The sequence below is a fragment of the Paenibacillus sp. FSL H3-0469 genome, assembly GCF_038051945.1.
In the GTDB taxonomy this organism is placed as follows: Bacteria; Bacillota; Bacilli; order Paenibacillales; family Paenibacillaceae; genus Paenibacillus_AQ.
On sequence record NZ_CP150302.1, the window covers coordinates 6,953,147 to 6,969,375 of the forward strand.

Below are 16,229 nucleotides of genomic sequence, written 5' to 3' on the forward strand. Positions count from 1 at the left end.
ACTATGCGTATATCATAAAATGAGGTGATTGTTTTGAACCCTTCAAGAATGGGTAGACCGCCTTCAGCGAATCCAAAGAGCAAAGCCGTTCCCATCCGACTGGATGCGGCCACTGAAAAGATCCTGCAGGATTATTGCGATAAGCATAACACCAACAGAGCCGAGGCTATCCGCGAAGCGATCCATCGTCTGAATGAAGATGAAACTCGCTATTTCTGGAGCCCGGAGTGGAGAGCTTTGCTAGGCGATAACGAGAAGAACCTGATGAATATATCTGAGGAATTCCAAGGGACGATCCAACTGTTACTACAGTTAATACAACAAATGAAAATCAAAACAGGGGAGTGAAGCAAATGAGTCGGAGTAGACTGAGAGTAGGTAGTGTGTTTCTTGCAATGATCATGATAATAGGCTTGATCGCAAACATTGCATCTGCAGCTCAAGTCATGGTCTCGGTACAGGTCAATGGAACAGCGCTCAAGTTCCCGGACGCGAAGCCATACTATGAGAATAACCGGGTAATGATACCGATCCGGTTCGTCAGTGAAGCGTTGGGAGCGAAGGTAGGTTATGGCCTGGATCGATCCGTAACGATTGAATTAGGTACGAAGAAAGTCCTGATGAAGATTAACAGCGACACCGTAACGGTTGATTCCGTCATTCAGAAGCTGGATGTACCTGCGCGGCTGCAACAGAACCGTACCTACGTACCCTTGCGGTTCGTGTCTGAAGCTCTTGGTGCAGAGGTGGGGTGGAATCAAGAAAAGCGTTTGGTGACGATTACGACAGGAGCATCTGCAACACCGGTAGTGAGTCCGTCTCCTTCGGCCACGCCTGCTGCGGGTGGGAATAATATGTTTAAAGTCGGGTTTGAGTGGCCTCGTGAGACAGAGCTGGGCAAAGAATTGTTTGTAGATAATATGAAGGTTGTAAGTGGGAAGTTAACTTTCACTATGCCTAAAATTGCTGAGAGTGGTAGTAAATATGCCAATGATGGTTCCTCTGTAATACTCACTCCTGGAAAAACTTACTCTTTTGCGATAGGAAAAGGGGCAGGGTTTATTTCAATTTCAAAGCCAGAATCTAATGGTGATAGTTGGGAAGGTTACAATATCACATTAGATACAAATTTTAATGAAGATCTAAGTGCATTATTTGGAAAGATAATTGGTGATGTAATTGTATTTGGTAATGGCAATAGTGCCTCTCCGTTATCAGAGGTATTGGGGAAAGCCAAGTCGTTAAAATAGTCCATTTTGATATCGTCACTTTAATGAAAAAAGTCTGCCTAGAAAAATAGACAGGCTTTTTTGTCGTTGAAAAGAATCCAGGAATTATGAAGGGTTGGTGTTTATGATTAAAAAGAGGACTGGTATTTTATTAAGCATTTTTGCCTTGCTGCTATCAATAACCTCAAATGTTTCGGCAGCTGAGGTTCCGATGTTACGTCAGTATGTAAATTGGGAGTATGGAAAGCAAGAGGCAAATGGTTTTGCTGGTTATATTCCAGCTCTAGATAAGCAGGTGAACAATAACCCATGGCAGCTCTATCAATGGGCTGGGTTATTCACCTTTTCAGATGGTCAGACAAGAATAGTGCCTAACTATGATGTCTTTAACGTAAAAAGAACTCAAGTAGACCAGAGTTTTAGTAAAGAGAATGGCTTTGGATTAGTCTTTAAAAGTGAGTCGGCTTTGGGTGATCTATTCGACTCTATTTGGGCAGGTCAACCAATTGAAACAAAGCAGCGGCAATACTTCCGTAACCAATTCCTTCACACAGCAAATGATCCTATCTTTAAAAAGGGCCATGAATACTACTATACGATTCAAACTTTGTATCCATTCCTTCGTACATCCGGCATCGTTCCGCGCATGGGCATCAAGTTCAACAGTTCACAAAAGATCAGTGATGACTCTTATCGAGCGCTCTATGATGTTTCCCCTTGGCCGAAATTAACAGTATCTCAGGGAAACGCATTGAATGTCGCTTTCTCCTCATACGGATACTCTGAACGGGACATTCGGGTGATCGCAGTCCCAAAGGGTGCTTTTCCGGACTTATCCAAAGTGGTTAGTCTAACGGACGGTAAACTCATTCACACTGCTGAACCAGTCTATAACGGCAATGTAAGTGTGAATGCGAAGGATATCTCCAAAGTCCTCGGCAAAGACGTAGATATCATCGTGGATGATGGTTATGGCCGGACAGCCATTAAGAGTATTGCGCTTCCAAATGAGCAAGCACTAGACTTCGTACCTACGAAGTTAACCCTCACGGACGGTGGACAGCTCTGGGTGAAATTCCGCTATGACGGAGATGATATTATGGCTTCCGATTATGTGAGTACGCGGGGGGTGCCAATGAATGCTGCAGTTAAGATTGGCAGTGTACTTACCGCAGAGTTTTCGCTGGCATCGATGAACCAATCTCTTTCTGCGACCATAGTGAATGGTCAGGAGTTCAACTACATGCTCGGTAAAATCGAGATTGGTGATGATCCGGGGAAGTACTATATCAAAGTGGACGCCACCATTAACAATCCGGTCCATCAGGATCGGGCGCTGGAGTCACCGGCGGTGGCATACAACAACAATATGCTACATGGAGAATGGATGATTGAACGTGTGGCTCCGAAGGCTGATCTAATTGCGGTATCGATCACAGCGTCTCCAAGTTCCATCACCAAGGGCAGTCATTCCAGCATCACCGGGAAAGTGAAGAATGACAGCGCAGTTGAGCAGAATGATGTGCTTATTCGCTTATACGATAACGCCAGCAAAATCTATGAGACGCGCAAATCTTTTGCTGCAGGTCAGACGCTAACCGTGGGTCCTTTTAATTGGACAGGCACCTCAACAGGAGTTCACAATCTTACGCTCTCCGTTGATCCCGAGAAAGAAAAGGTGGATCAGAATCGGAGCAATAATATTGTCACGACTGGCTGCAGTGTTGTATCAGGTGCTGCTGGAGGTGGGAGCGAATGTAATCAGCCGGAGGCGGCTGGTGAATGGTCAGTATCCTATCCAGTGATTACTGGTTATCCTACGAAGTACTACTCTTCAAGCTATACAACGGCGGATGGTAAGACTCACTACTTCACTCAGTATTATACAGACTACGGTGATCCTAACTGGAGCAATACTCCTGTAACGTACCAGGAGAATCTGAAGATCTCTGCAGAAGTGAACACCAAGCAAGGCATAGCAACAGATCTTGATCATCCTAAAGAGTCGGACAAGGAGAGCCGCGGTTCCTGGGAGATCATCCCCTATGCCAAGAAAAGCGGAAAGGATGCCAATGCAATTACCAGAGCTGGTTACGGCATTGAGCTCAAAGTGAATACATCTTACAGCACCAATTGGGAGACAAAGATACCGACAGGCCTAGAAGGAACAGCATATCCGTTAGGGGGAACTTACCACGGTCCTGATGCGGTATATGCTACTATCTATGACTCAAACTGGAAGTACGAGCGACAAGTAAAGCTGGAGAAGACCAGCGGGGACCGCAATAACGCTACCTGGGAGTTACCATTGGCTAAAATCACCTCTGACTCAGGCAAAGTCTATCAGAGTCGCAAATACATGACCTCTGTCAATGCTACTGATGGCTATTACCGGATTAAGATTTCAACTGATCCCGCAGGGATGAATAGCTTAGTGACTTGTATTACGAAGGAAGTAGAAATCTACGGCAGTATGTATGATGATGTGCAGAATGTAAGACGGACCAAATAAATAGCAAATAGGTAACCCCATCGTTCTCGGTGGGGGTTTACTTGTGAGTAACGAGAAAGCTCGTATGAAGGAGGAAAACATGATATCTAACTTATGTACACTGCTGGAGGTAATCGCGATCTGTGGCCTGCAACTGTTATTCCCGGATCTAGGAGTATAAAGTAATGGCCACAGTAAATATGCTGCTGATAATATCCTTAGTCATGCTTTGCTGCTGGTTCAGCTACACCGATATCACGGAGCGGCGGATCTCTAATAAGCTAACGTACCCAGCAATTTTATCATTGCTAGTGATCAGGATAGGATTCAACCCGGAATATTTATGGGGGTTGGTCCCAGGTGTATTGTTATTCCTGGTCTTCATGATCAGCCACCAATCGTTGGGGGCAGGTGACGTGAAGTTAGTTGCACTGCTTGGATTATGTATCGGCCTGGAACGATCAGTGGTCACTCTATTATTTATGTGTATTTTTGTTTTTCTGTATTTGGGAGGAAGAAAGTTGCTGTCAGTTGAGACCCAGATCTCTGTGCCATTGGCACCATTTCTGACCGCTGGTCTGCTGTGGACCATAGTCAATTATTGAATTCAAATTATCGATTTACAGATTGTTATAATCATGTTAATGTGAAATTACACGTATCGGAAGCATCGGCGTGAAGTCCGAATTAAATGGAAATTGCCCTGTTAGCTGCGGCTACAGGGCTTTTATTTTTTTCCGTTTTTATGAAGCCAAATTCATATGATTTTGAGGTTTTCAAGATTCCATAATCACACTTTTCGTATATTGGAAATATTAAAGTTACCTTGCAAACGTATATTTAAATTAATATTATTTTATAATAGAATAATCTATTTTGGAGGCAGCGAATGAGTAATTTAGAAATAAAACGAGATAAGCTTAAAGGGAAGATATGGAGTCACATTCGTAAAAAATGGTTAGTAGAAACTCCAGAAGAAAGTGTTCGTCAGAAATATCTATTGATTTTAGTGAATGATTACAATTTTTCCATAGACCAAATTGCTGAAGAACTTGATCTGACTGGTAGAGGTAGTGCTGGTGCAAGAGCTGATTTTGTCATTTGGCGTACTGTACAGGACAAAGTCTCTGATAATGCTCCTTTTATTATTGTTGAATGTAAGTCTGATAATATAACAATAAAACCGCAAGACTATAGTCAAGGAGAAAATTATGCGAGAATTTGCGATGCCCCATTCTTCGTTACTCATAATTCACGCGAGACTAAATACTGGAGAGTTAAAAAAGATAAAGTACCTGGTTATACAGAAGAGATAGAAAATATTCCTCATGTTGATGCAACTGACGATCAGGTCAAGGAATTGCTCTCTAAGCTTCGTGTGTTTAAGGAGAAGGAGTTTGCAGACCTTTTGCACCAGTGCCATAATATCATCCGAAACAGGGAAAAGAAGGATCCAGCAGCAGCTTTCGATGAAATTGCTAAGGTTCTTTTTGTGAAAGTATATGTTGAAAGACAATTACTTACTCGTCGCAGTAAGGAAAATCTTTTTACAGTCGATGTACTTAATCGCCAAATTGCTAATAATCCTTTAGATAACTTATTTCAAGAGACTAAGCGTGCTTTTTCTACAGATAAAATATTTGAAGACGATGAACGAATAAATTTAAAACCAGCGACTGGTGAAGAAATAGTTCGAAAGTTAGAAAAGTACAATCTATCTGACACTAGTGAAGATATTAAAGGGGTTGCTTTTGAACGATTTCTCGGGCGAACTTTTAGAGGTGAGATAGGTCAGTTTTTCACGCCGAGAACTATAGTCGAATTTATGGTGCACATGGTTGATCCTAAGGAAGATGACATTGTTTGTGATCCGGCAAGTGGATCTGGAGGGTTTTTAATTCGTGTATTTGAGATTGTAAGAGAAAAAATATTAGCTGATGCAGATATGGAATACAACGAATTTAAGGCGTCAATTGAAAATGAACAATTAAGCGATGAAAAAAAAGCGAAAAAACTCCAAGATAAATATAATGAAATTCAGGATAAAATTGATCAACGACGTGAAGGTTCCCGTTTATGGAAATTATCCAATCGTTGTATCTTTGGTACAGACGCCAATGACAGAATGGCCCGTACTAGTAAAATGAATATGATAATGCATGGGGATGGCCATGGAGGGGTTCATCACCATGATGGGTTCCTTAATGTTAATGGTATTTTTGAGGGACGATTTGATATTATCCTCACCAATCCTCCTTTCGGTGCAAATGTCGAATCTACCGATAAAGTACTTGAGGTTGATATTAATGTAAACCCTGAATCCGAACGTCGTTACTTAAGTGAATATGGGGAACTTTATATACAATCTCAGGCAAGAGTGAGGGCGGCATTAAATAAACCTATTGCAAGTTTGTTTGATTTACCGAAAAATGAGAAATCAAAGATAAAAACGGAAATACTATTTATTGAACGTTGTTTGGATCTTCTTAAACCTGGAGGTCGAATGGGAATAGTTCTACCTGAAGGTGTTTTTAATAATCCATCTCTCGCATATGTACGTGAGTTCACTGAGAATCGAGCTTTTATTCGTGCAATTGTAAGTTTACCCCCAGAGACCTTTATGAGTTCTGGGGCAAGTGTAAAGTGCTCTCTACTTTTCCTTAAGAAATTTACGGAAGAGGAAGAAGAACTCTATAATGAAATTAATAAAAATGCTAAATTAGAAATTGAAAATCTTTATGCTAAAGAAATTATTGCTGTAAAAAATAGGTTGGAAACAAGAATGAAACAGTTGAAAGACAGTGGAGACACTGAGGAACGAAAAGCAGTGATAAAGGAATTAAAAGAATATCTTAAAACAATGGAAGAAAGGAAATTAAACGAGTCTAGACAATTGTTAAAGGATCGTTTTGACTACCCAATTTTTATGTACGAAGCAGATAAAGTTGGTATTAACGCTACAGGTGAAGAGGATCTAAATGAATTATATCCTAACGTAAATCAGCCGCAATTTTTGGAAAAAACTTGTTTAGAATGGTATCGTCAATTTCAAAATTCTCAAGACTCCGCTATAAATATAGATACAGAGGAGGCAGAGTAATGGATACAACCACTCCAGTTCGCAGAGTAAGTTTCAGTCAACTAGGACGCTGGGATGTGAAATTTTACGCTAATAGTATAAAATCCGTGTATCCTTTAGTTCCGTTGAAAAATCTTGTTATTGAACATAACGAAAAAGAACAACTTTACAATTTTCCTGAAGAATCGTATAAAATTTTGGGTGTGAATAACACTCAAGGGATATTTCATGCATACGATTCTCTGGGAAAAGATATCAATCAGTCATATAAAAGAGTTAGCGCAGGGGATTTCGCCTATAATCCATATCGGATTAATGTTGGATCAATTGGTTGGGTGCCATTAGAGCATGATGGAGCATATATTAGTCCAGCTTATGTAGTTTTTTCAGTTAATCAGAAGGAAATTCTCCCTGAGATTTTTTGGCTTATTTTAAAATCAAGTTTTTTTAATGAGAGCTTACGAGCAGCTACAGCGGGTTCCGTTAGAATGAATCTAACTTTTCCTTTACTTGAATCATTACAAATTCCCATTCCGCCAATATCAATTCAAAAGAAGATTCTAGAGAATTGGCATACGGCCACACGTAAATTAACAAAAATAAACCTTGATTTAAACAAATTACCAAAAGAGCTAGAGAGATATATATTAGGTCAACTGGGTCTTAAAACAAAAGAAATCACTCAACAACCTAAGGTTATTACAACTAACTGGACGAAACTTACAAAATGGAGTCAACGAGCAACTCATTTATTAAACCAGGTTTCACAAATAACAATGGGGAATTATCCTGTGGTAATTGGAAGGGATTGTATAAGTGAAGTTAAGCATGGTTGTTCTGGCAGTCCGAGTAATAAGCCAACAAAACTGAAAGTATTGAAGTTAAGTGCAGTTACTAGCGGGGTCTTCTTAGAAGAAGAAACAAAATATATAACCGACAAGTTACAGTACAGAGTAAGCTTTGATCTAAAAGTGGGCGATATACTAATTTGTCGTACTAACGGAACTTTAGCATACGTAGGACGACCAGCGCTTATTCAAAAAGATTATAAGGATATAATTTTTCCGGATAAATTAATGCGCATCCGATGTAAAAAAAATATTTTACCTGAATACTTGGAGTATATTCTATCTACAAGTATTATACGTCCACAAATTGAAGCAAACGCTAGGACTGCAGTAGGGAACTATGCGATTGGTAACGAAGATATATTTAACATTGATTTTCCATTGCCACCAATTCATATGCAGCTCAAATTAGTAGAGAAAATAAAAGAGGTTAAGGATATGGTAGCTGAGATGAAAGAAAATTCGAAAACTATACTTGATGATGCAGAAAAGGTTATTGAAAAAATTATCCTTGAAGGTTATCCTTCTACAAATCCAATTAATAATCTAGTGATAAGTGAAGAAGCTACATCATGAAAGAGAAATACCTTTACTGAATTGAATTTCTTTTGCTTTTTATTCGCTGTTGGTTCAATTTGAAAATCTAACTCAATGGGGATGTATAGTATATGGTATTGTTTGTTCTTTGTTAGGAGATGCTCGTGTTTGCCTTAAAGACTTGAATAATTTAAATTATGATATCTAACTTGTTTATACTGCTGGAGGTAATCGTGATCTGTGGCCTGCAACTGTTATTCCCCGATATAGGAGTATAAAGCGATGGCCATAATAAATATGTTGCTGATAATATCCTTTATCATGCTTTGCTGCTGGTTCAGATAGACGGATATCACGGAGCGGCGGATTTCCAATAAGATAACTTACCCAGCAATTTTATCATTGATAGTGCTCAGTATAGGATTCAGCCCGGAATGTTTATGGAGGCTGATCCGAGGTGCAGTGTTCTTCCTAGTCTTCATAATTAGTCCTTGATCCCTGGGGGCGGTGATATGAAGTTGGTTGAACTGCTGGGGTTGGGAGTTGGTCTTGAACAAGCGGTGGCAGCTCTATTGTGATGTGTATTTTTGATTTTTTAGTATCTGATGGGAGGAAGAAAGTTGCTATCAGTAGAGGCCCGTATTTCAGGCCATTGGCACCACCTCTGACCGCTGATCTGCTATGGACCGTAGTCACTTTATGACTATAAATTGTCGATTTACAGATTGTTACAATCGTGTTAATGTGAAACTACACGGATCGGAAGCACCGGCGTGTAGTCCGAAAGTATCGGCGCAATCGCCCTGTTAGCTTAGGCTGGCAGGGCGATTTTTTTGATTAAGCAGGAAATTGATTACCTTAGGAAGAGGGGAATTATGCACGGGGTAGTGACGGAATCATTTATAAGAGCAGTAATCACAGTTGGAGTTCCATTAGTAATAGGGGCATTTTTGCGTTTGAGAATATATGCTTCGAAGGAAGAACAGATATTCACAAGTAAGCCAACCAACACGTTAAGAAATAGTATATTAATGATGTTTTTAGTGCTGTTTTTTTTGATATACGCCTTATTTGCTACGAATATGAAAATTAATTCTGTGTCTAAGGTATACCTGTTTTTCTGGAATTTATTCTTCAATTGGTTCACTTTTGGATTTGTTTTGGCTGTCTCTATTATGTTGATATTAGTCAGAACCGTCTTGAAAAAAAATACAAGGAAATTTCTCTTCAAAAGTGACAAGAAAAGACGAGTTATCTTAGGTGTTCTCTTAATTTCACCTATAGTTTTAATTTTTGTGTATTCTTTCTACATTGGATTTTTAATAAATGAACTGGTTGCTGAGTCTAAAATGATAGTCGCTTTAAAAGTGAGTAATACACTTGCTGGAATCATTCATTTTAATAAAATTGAGGATCCTATCAATTATTTCATCGTTTTTCTAGCTTGTATGTATGTATTAATAATTCTTATGATTTTTGGATTTCTCAATTTTGTTACTAAGGAGAAAATCACTGCGCAGATTGTATTGAAAGGAGGGACTGTATTAAATAACAAATATATCCTGAACTATAATCTAGATAACTCAATTTTGATAAGTGACTGGGAAAGCCGCCTTGGTGGTGACAAGATGTTAATCCCTAAAAGTAACATTGAATACATAAAATTCGAGCGCATTTTATATATTCTTGATCAACAAAGTCCTGGATCTGGAATAGTAGACCCGAGATATTTTGATAAAAGTGAAGAGGCTAAACTTAAGGAAAAGTTTTTGAGTGGTATATCTAAGTTCTTATAAATTTCGCATATATTAAGTTGCTCTCCAGCTAACAAATTTATTAACATACGAACAAGTTTCCGTGAGGCTTAATGAATAGTTGCAGATTAGTATTTTGATTTCAGTTTAGATTATTTAATGGAGGATTTGAGAAATATATGATACCTAAACCACCTAGAACTAAAAGATTGTGGCGTTATATGAACTATGAAAGATTTGTAAGTATGCTTGAGAGGGGGACGATTTATTTTACCCAACCCAGTCAATTTGAAGATAAAAATGAAGGTCTTATGAGTTTAGACTGGCAAACTATGATCGCATTATTTGATGATGGTGAACAAGCACATAATGATCTTACTTCACAGTATCCAAATATTCCTTCGCCACCGTACATATCATATTCAGAGTGGCTAGAAATATTTATATATGGTCGAGAAGAATACGGTGTAAGTTGTTGGCACTCCAATAAGTCACAATCATTAGCTATGTGGGACTTGTATGTGGGGAAGGGAAAAGATGGAATTGCAATTACGACCACTTTTGAACGTCTGTATAATGCTTTAATAATGTATAATTCACGTCTTTTAATTGGAGCTGTTGAGTATCTTGATTTAATGGGTCATAAGTATCTTTCTCACAGATTAAACGAACGTCCAAAAGGAGTAATTAAATATCATGAAGAAAGTAGTTCAACACCGTTAGATACCTTATTTAGAAAAGATTTATCTTACAATCATGAAAATGAAGTAAGGGCTGTAATAAAGCTAGAATTAGATGCTAATAAAAAACCTATCCAAGAGCTGCAAATACAATGGAAAGAGATTATTGAACAGGTCGTTATCTCACCATACTCAAAAGGATATTTCGTAAATGAGATTAAAAGAGTGATGGAGAAGTCTGCATTGAATCCTGACCTCACGTATCAATCAGTAATTCTCGATGAGAGAAAGAATTTTATTTTTGAAAAAGATGGAGACGGAATTATTACGAAATTTCGTCGTGATGGATACTAACAACCTGTAGTTTTGAAATAAAGGATAACTCTAATTAATGAGATGCAGCGCGATTTGTCCAGCACAGTTGTATTTTATGAATGGAGAGGGCCAATACATTGATTACCCAGAAGGCCGAATTAACGATTATGGAGGAGGAATGGCGGAAGGGTATCATCCGGGCATGGTTAAGATCATAGGGAAATGGTTTAGACGAGATCGGTTTAAATTTAGAGCATACATAAAATAACCCGCCGGGCTAGTGAGCCTGACGGGTTTGTTATTACTGTGCTGTATACTCACTTACTTCAAAGGTTAGGATTTTATCATGTATTACGTATTCAGTTCGTTTGCTGAATGGACCTTTGTTGTTACTATGTTTGTCGATTGCGAACTTGGTATGGCCTGAACCTGCGTCTTTAGCATCGTACCATGTCAGGAATGCGTTGACTTCTTCTTTTGACAGGTCAAATTCTTTTTCAATGCCTGTTATTAGAGTGATGGTAAGGATAGCCCGATCTCCAGTAGGTTCTGGTGTTGGATCAGTCCCAGGATTATCGCTTTTTTCAAGTGTATACTCAAAAACAGTTGATTGACCAGAACCGCCTACAGAATATAGCTTTCCATTTAGTAATCCAATGGCTGAACCATCCACATATTTAGGTGCAGGTATCGCTGGTAAACTAGTTAAAGTTTCAGTTGAAGGGGAAAAAATAAATGTACCTCCTACACCAAAAAGATAAATATTGTCTTTATAAGTTACAGATCTAGGTTCGGCATTCAAAGTAGGTGAAACTGCTGAGCTGGTTGTCCAAGAATCGGAGTTAGGGTCATAAATTTCTATTTTATCAGTTTTTGTAGTCCCGCTATAATATCCACCAATAATAAATATCTTATTAGAGTAAACGCCTATACCATAAGTCCATCTTTTAGTCGGTATGTCGTTCTTTTTCGTCCAGGAATTTGTAGCCGGATCGTACTCTTCAACGACTGAAGAAGTGAAATTATTATCTCCAACAATACCGCTTATAACATATATTTTACCGTTTACTGTTGCAGCATGCATACCCATTCTGGCAGTAGGCATGTTAGCTTTTACTGTCCAAACATTTGTGGCAGGGTCGTATTCTTCAACCGAGTTTATTATAGTAGGGGGAATGTTGTTTCCTAAGTATTGATGACCACCAAAAACATAGATCTTCCCCCCTGCTTCAGCAATTGCAAAATAATCACGCTTTACATTCATACTTGCTTTTGGAATCCAACTATCATTTGAAGCATCATACTTAAAGAGTTTATCTGAAGAACTTGATGGAATAGAGTCGAAATCGAAACCACCTATACGATACATTTCTCCATTAACCGTGATTACACTCATATTATTTGATTTGGTGGAAATAGGGTTTTTCTCTATCCATTGTGCTTCATCTGCGTGTGCGATTATCGGGTTAAGAGTTAGTGCCAATAAAATTATTATTAACACTGACTTTAAGTATCTCATTTAAAGGACTCCTTTAATTAAATATTAGGCAAATAATCCGAGTTGTTTAGAATCTGATCCACAATAAAAAGCAGGTCATCATCATTCACATATTCATCACCGGCTTGTTGAGCATTATACTTTATCGGATCAACATCAGGGGCGAAATATTTGAAGTACCTAGCATCAATTGCAAGGTCTACCAGAGTGAAGGTTCCTGATTTATTTACGTCAGTTGCCTCTATGATGACGCTGTCCTCTAGACAGTTAACAGTTTCAAGATCATATTCCTCTTCGGTATCTGCAATCCTCGCTTTGGTTGCATCGACAACGGCTGTACCTTTGGCTTTAGCCTTAAATTTGAGCTTGACGACAACCGTGTCTTCGTTGATGCCGTATTCTTCACCTTGACTGGCTACAATAAAGCGGACGGCACCGTTTTGATCCACGGGTTTATTGTAAACCTTATAACCGGTCACCTCTACAAATCCGAGGTACTGCAAGTGCTCCTTGTCATACTTAACTTCAAAGTCTTCAGCATAAATATCCTTCACGTTTTTGAGTGAGATATCTGCTGTGAACTCTTTACCCAAACCGATTTTTTCTGGAGCAATGGCTACATCAAGAGTAGGCTCCAGCGCTGGTGTTGAGGTAGGGCTTGGAGTAGGTTCTGGTGTAGCCGTTGGTGTTGGAGTTACAGTTGGAGTAGGTGTCGCTGTTGGAACAGGCGTAGTAGTAGCTGTTGGCGTAGATACTGGAGTTTGAAGTGCACCGTAAAGTTCGAGGCTATATAAGTAAATATAACCTGTATCAGTGCCTGATGCGGATACAGTAATTTTTTTTACACCGCTGTAAGTAACAGGTATTCTACTTGATAAAGATGTAGGGTTAAATAATTTCGACTCAATAACTTCGTTTTTTTCATTATAAAAGGTGATTTTTGCTGACACGCCGGCAGTAAACCATCTCGCAGCTGTGATATCTACTGCACTAGGAAACTCATATGTCAATACACTAGTATGCATAATTGCTAATCCAGTAGAATCATTACCATCCGTTGCTTCATACTTTCCAGTAATAAGCGGAATTCCTCTAAGTAAATCTGTATCCGTTGGTGTTGGTGTGGCTGTTGGCTCTATAGAAGGTGTAGGAGCTGCTGGCAGTGCCGGTGGAGTTGTTGTTCCAGACTCAATTGAAAGAGTCGTTCCTGTCTTATTGTCACTTGAATAGATATTAATACTTGTAAGACTTGAACCAGATGGCACAGTTACTTTTATATATCGAGTTTTTTTAACTGGTGTGATATTAAAAGAGGAATTCATTGAATAAGAAGTGGTAAATGCCCACGCTTGAGTATTGCTCGTATATCCAGATTCAGTGAAACCGACAATATTTGATGTATTTCCTGTTCCAATTGCCATAGTAGACCCAACTGGCTTATCAGAACCTAGATCAAACCATACTGTTGTTGGGCCTGAATATTCTGCAAAGATACGAGTAATGGGAATGAAAAGTACTAATAAAGCAATACTTACAGTTAGGATAATCTTTAATCGTTTCATTTTTTACACCTCAATGATAGATTTGTTTTTATCAATTTTTATTTTCGCTACTTCTCCTTTCACATCATTGTAAAATATGTATTAATGTTGCGTGATTATCCTAAGACAATAATTGGTATATGTCTAAACATAAATTCTTATATTTGGGATATATAGATTGAAGACATTTAAAATACATAATTATGGGATTCGGCAGGTCACCTCAAGAAAATAAAAGAGCCCGTCAACCTTAAATTGGTCGGCGGGCTTTTTTTGTTTAAAACTGTTTAAATTTAGAGCATACATAAAATAACCCGCCAGGCATTAGCCCAGGAGTTATTTTATGACGATAATCCTACAAGCTGACAGCCTCCCTGAAAGTTCTGAACTGGATTTCAACTAAAGCCCACAACATGTTTTTATGTTCACGCTATTTCGTTGATGTCACAATTTAGAATATTGATTTTCTAAGAAAGAACGGGACTTTTTCCTTGAAGAATTAGTAGCAGATTTTCAGGACTAATCGAACCTTTGATGTATTTCTCTACAACTTCTTCTTTGAGATCACTGAATATTCCTTGAAGTTCTTTTGTTAGCCATCCCCAATCATCGCGCTTTCTGCTTCCTTTTAATGTTACTGTCAATTTCTTATTATTGTTATTGACTGCTGTCTGTAAATCAGTTGTTGGTGGAAAGGCAGCATAACAGTGTAAGTGAACATCCGGTTTATCGATCTCGCCTTTAATCGTTTCACTCAAGGGTCCACTAATGAAGTAGGGATAATTAGATTCATCTGTGACTAAAATACACAGTGTATAATCAGATTGTCCATACCTATCTTGGTGAATACCGTGAAAATGGGACCATATAAAACAATCTGCAGGGCCCCCTTTTGCTAAAATGGCATCGGCTTTGGAAGCCCCAACAGCAAAATCTATGTGACCTTCGGAAACCCGGACAGCTTGCGGCGGTGCGTCAATTTCCACTCCTGAACCGTTACCTTTTGCACAATTCCAACCACTCATTGATCATCTACTCCTTTACTTTGTGAATTTCGTAACCTTCTTTTAGTATCCTCGATTATTTTTGATTTATTTAACTAATTTCTCCCACTTGATTTCCATTAATTATAAATAAAAGAAATTAAGTGCATATAAGCTAAACTTAAGAATGATGGACATATGATTGGTGAAGTTTTTGTGGATCAAGGGTTTTCGCCAATGTAGCAAGTTAAGTTGACTCTATATAGTGTTTATTTTCCATTGCTTAAAAATCCACTAAGGGCATATAATACAAACAAACGTTCTTACTTTTCGGAGGAGATCAAATCATGAAGATGAGCATCGGCCAAACTATAGAGATAATATATATGGACAAAGCGGGCAAAATCAGTCAGCGAAAGATTGAAGTAAATGGCATTCGTGACGGCCGCATCCGGGCCACGTGTCTGACCACCGGTGCGCCGCGCGTATTCCTGACAGCCAGCATCTTATCATCGAAGCCCGTAAGAGAGCTGCGCCATGCTTGACGACACCCCGCGCAAGCTGCTGCGGATTATCGTCCAGTTTAAATACCATTTTAAGCGAATGCCCTCGATCCAGGAGCTGGGGCGGTTAAGCGGGCGGCGGCCAGCGGAGATCATCAAGGGTTTTAAAGTGCTGGCAGCGGAGCATTATATAGAGTGGGAGGCGGGCAAGCCCATCCAGACAGCCGTGATCTTGGAGGAGTGGGAACGTCACGCATCATATGATGCAACGCCGCAGGGAGGCGTGCAGACGGCGCAGCGCGGCGGTAATGCTGATTACTGGCTGTACCATTAAGGGGATGCATTATGAGTAAGCTAGACGGCAATTAGCGGTGGAAGACCAAGATGCTCATTACAGAGCATGTTCAGGAGTATGAACAGAAGCAGGGTGAAGAGGTGCGAAAAAGGATTGCGGTCGAGGAACGTCCGGCAGCATTCTCCAGCGGGCCTCCATAATTGCCGGCTAGGCGATTCAGCAGCGCATTATGGATGATACCCACCGGCTGCAGAAGGAACTGAAGCAGCGCAATATCCGGGTGCTGCCTGATGAGCAGGAGGAGCTTCTGGTGTTACAAAATCTTTTACCGAGGCTACAGGAACGCTTTGGTCTGACCCGGGATGTTATGCGTATCAAGATTAGTCTGCGGTTGACCAAATACACGGTCGAACTAGCCGGTGTATTAAAGGATAATCTAAAGAAATGAACGACATAACAAAACCCCGGAGAGTCCC

At 39.5% G+C, this 16,229-nt stretch carries 14 protein-coding genes; 11 read left to right on the forward strand and 3 right to left on the reverse strand.

Annotated features, from left to right (window positions below; translation table 11 throughout):
• The first annotated feature begins 33 nt into the window (after nt 1-33).
• The 8 genes from NSS83_RS30190 to NSS83_RS30225 all read left to right on the forward strand — a co-directional run bounded on the left by NSS83_RS30190 (nt 34) and on the right by NSS83_RS30225 (nt 10,972).
• Entirely contained in the window at nt 34-348 is a 315-nt protein-coding gene (locus NSS83_RS30190; RefSeq protein WP_341347132.1) for a hypothetical protein, read from the forward strand.
• A 5-nt stretch (nt 349-353) separates the two neighbouring features.
• Nucleotides 354-1,250 (forward strand): copper amine oxidase N-terminal domain-containing protein, encoded by an 897-nt coding sequence (locus NSS83_RS30195; RefSeq protein ID WP_341347133.1) that lies wholly within the window; start codon nt 354-356, stop codon nt 1,248-1,250.
• A gap of 103 nt (nt 1,251-1,353) precedes the next feature.
• Nucleotides 1,354-3,741: a CARDB domain-containing protein gene (locus NSS83_RS30200; protein ID WP_341347134.1), complete on the forward strand. Its 2,388-nt coding sequence runs from the start codon at nt 1,354-1,356 to the stop codon at nt 3,739-3,741.
• A 164-nt stretch (nt 3,742-3,905) separates the two neighbouring features.
• On the forward strand, nt 3,906-4,325 hold the full coding sequence (locus NSS83_RS30205; protein WP_341347135.1) for an A24 family peptidase: 420 nt from the start codon (nt 3,906-3,908) through the stop codon (nt 4,323-4,325).
• A gap of 284 nt (nt 4,326-4,609) precedes the next feature.
• Nucleotides 4,610-6,820, forward strand: coding sequence for an N-6 DNA methylase (locus NSS83_RS30210; RefSeq protein ID WP_341347136.1), 2,211 nt, complete (start codon nt 4,610-4,612; stop codon nt 6,818-6,820).
• Complete coding sequence (locus tag NSS83_RS30215) at nt 6,820-8,223, forward strand: restriction endonuclease subunit S (protein WP_341347137.1); 1,404 nt, start codon at nt 6,820-6,822, stop codon at nt 8,221-8,223. The genes NSS83_RS30210 and NSS83_RS30215 overlap by 1 nt, the downstream gene beginning before the upstream one ends.
• A gap of 794 nt (nt 8,224-9,017) precedes the next feature.
• The gene (locus tag NSS83_RS30220; RefSeq protein ID WP_341347138.1) at nt 9,018-9,980 is read left to right on the forward strand and encodes a hypothetical protein; all 963 of its coding nucleotides are present in this window, start codon (nt 9,018-9,020) and stop codon (nt 9,978-9,980) included.
• A 137-nt stretch (nt 9,981-10,117) separates the two neighbouring features.
• Entirely contained in the window at nt 10,118-10,972 is an 855-nt protein-coding gene (locus tag NSS83_RS30225; protein ID WP_341347139.1) for a hypothetical protein, read from the forward strand.
• 262 nt (nt 10,973-11,234) lie between these two features.
• Here NSS83_RS30225 and NSS83_RS30230 read toward each other — a convergent pair whose 3' ends face one another.
• The 3 genes from NSS83_RS30230 to NSS83_RS30240 all read right to left on the reverse strand — a co-directional run bounded on the left by NSS83_RS30230 (nt 11,235) and on the right by NSS83_RS30240 (nt 14,997).
• Nucleotides 11,235-12,452 carry a kelch repeat-containing protein gene (locus NSS83_RS30230; RefSeq protein ID WP_341347140.1) on the reverse strand — a complete coding sequence of 406 codons (1,218 nt, stop codon included), beginning with the start codon at nt 12,450-12,452 and terminating at the stop codon, nt 11,235-11,237.
• Between the two features lie 17 nt (nt 12,453-12,469).
• Nucleotides 12,470-13,993: a cohesin domain-containing protein gene (locus tag NSS83_RS30235; protein ID WP_341347141.1), complete on the reverse strand. Its 1,524-nt coding sequence runs from the start codon at nt 13,991-13,993 to the stop codon at nt 12,470-12,472.
• Nucleotides 13,994-14,439: 446 nt separating this feature from the next.
• Nucleotides 14,440-14,997, reverse strand: coding sequence for a hypothetical protein (locus NSS83_RS30240; protein ID WP_341347142.1), 558 nt, complete (start codon nt 14,995-14,997; stop codon nt 14,440-14,442).
• Nucleotides 14,998-15,299: 302 nt separating this feature from the next.
• Here NSS83_RS30240 and NSS83_RS30245 point away from each other — a divergent pair, with 302 nt between their 5' ends.
• The 3 genes from NSS83_RS30245 to NSS83_RS30255 all read left to right on the forward strand — a co-directional run bounded on the left by NSS83_RS30245 (nt 15,300) and on the right by NSS83_RS30255 (nt 16,201).
• Complete coding sequence (locus NSS83_RS30245) at nt 15,300-15,500, forward strand: hypothetical protein (protein WP_341348784.1); 201 nt, start codon at nt 15,300-15,302, stop codon at nt 15,498-15,500.
• Nucleotides 15,493-15,792 (forward strand): hypothetical protein, encoded by a 300-nt coding sequence (locus NSS83_RS30250; RefSeq protein ID WP_341347143.1) that lies wholly within the window; start codon nt 15,493-15,495, stop codon nt 15,790-15,792. Before NSS83_RS30245 ends, NSS83_RS30250 begins: the two co-directional genes overlap by 8 nt.
• A 190-nt stretch (nt 15,793-15,982) precedes the next feature.
• On the forward strand, nt 15,983-16,201 hold the full coding sequence (locus NSS83_RS30255; protein WP_341347144.1) for a hypothetical protein: 219 nt from the start codon (nt 15,983-15,985) through the stop codon (nt 16,199-16,201).
• The last annotated feature ends 28 nt before the right edge of the window (nt 16,202-16,229 follow it).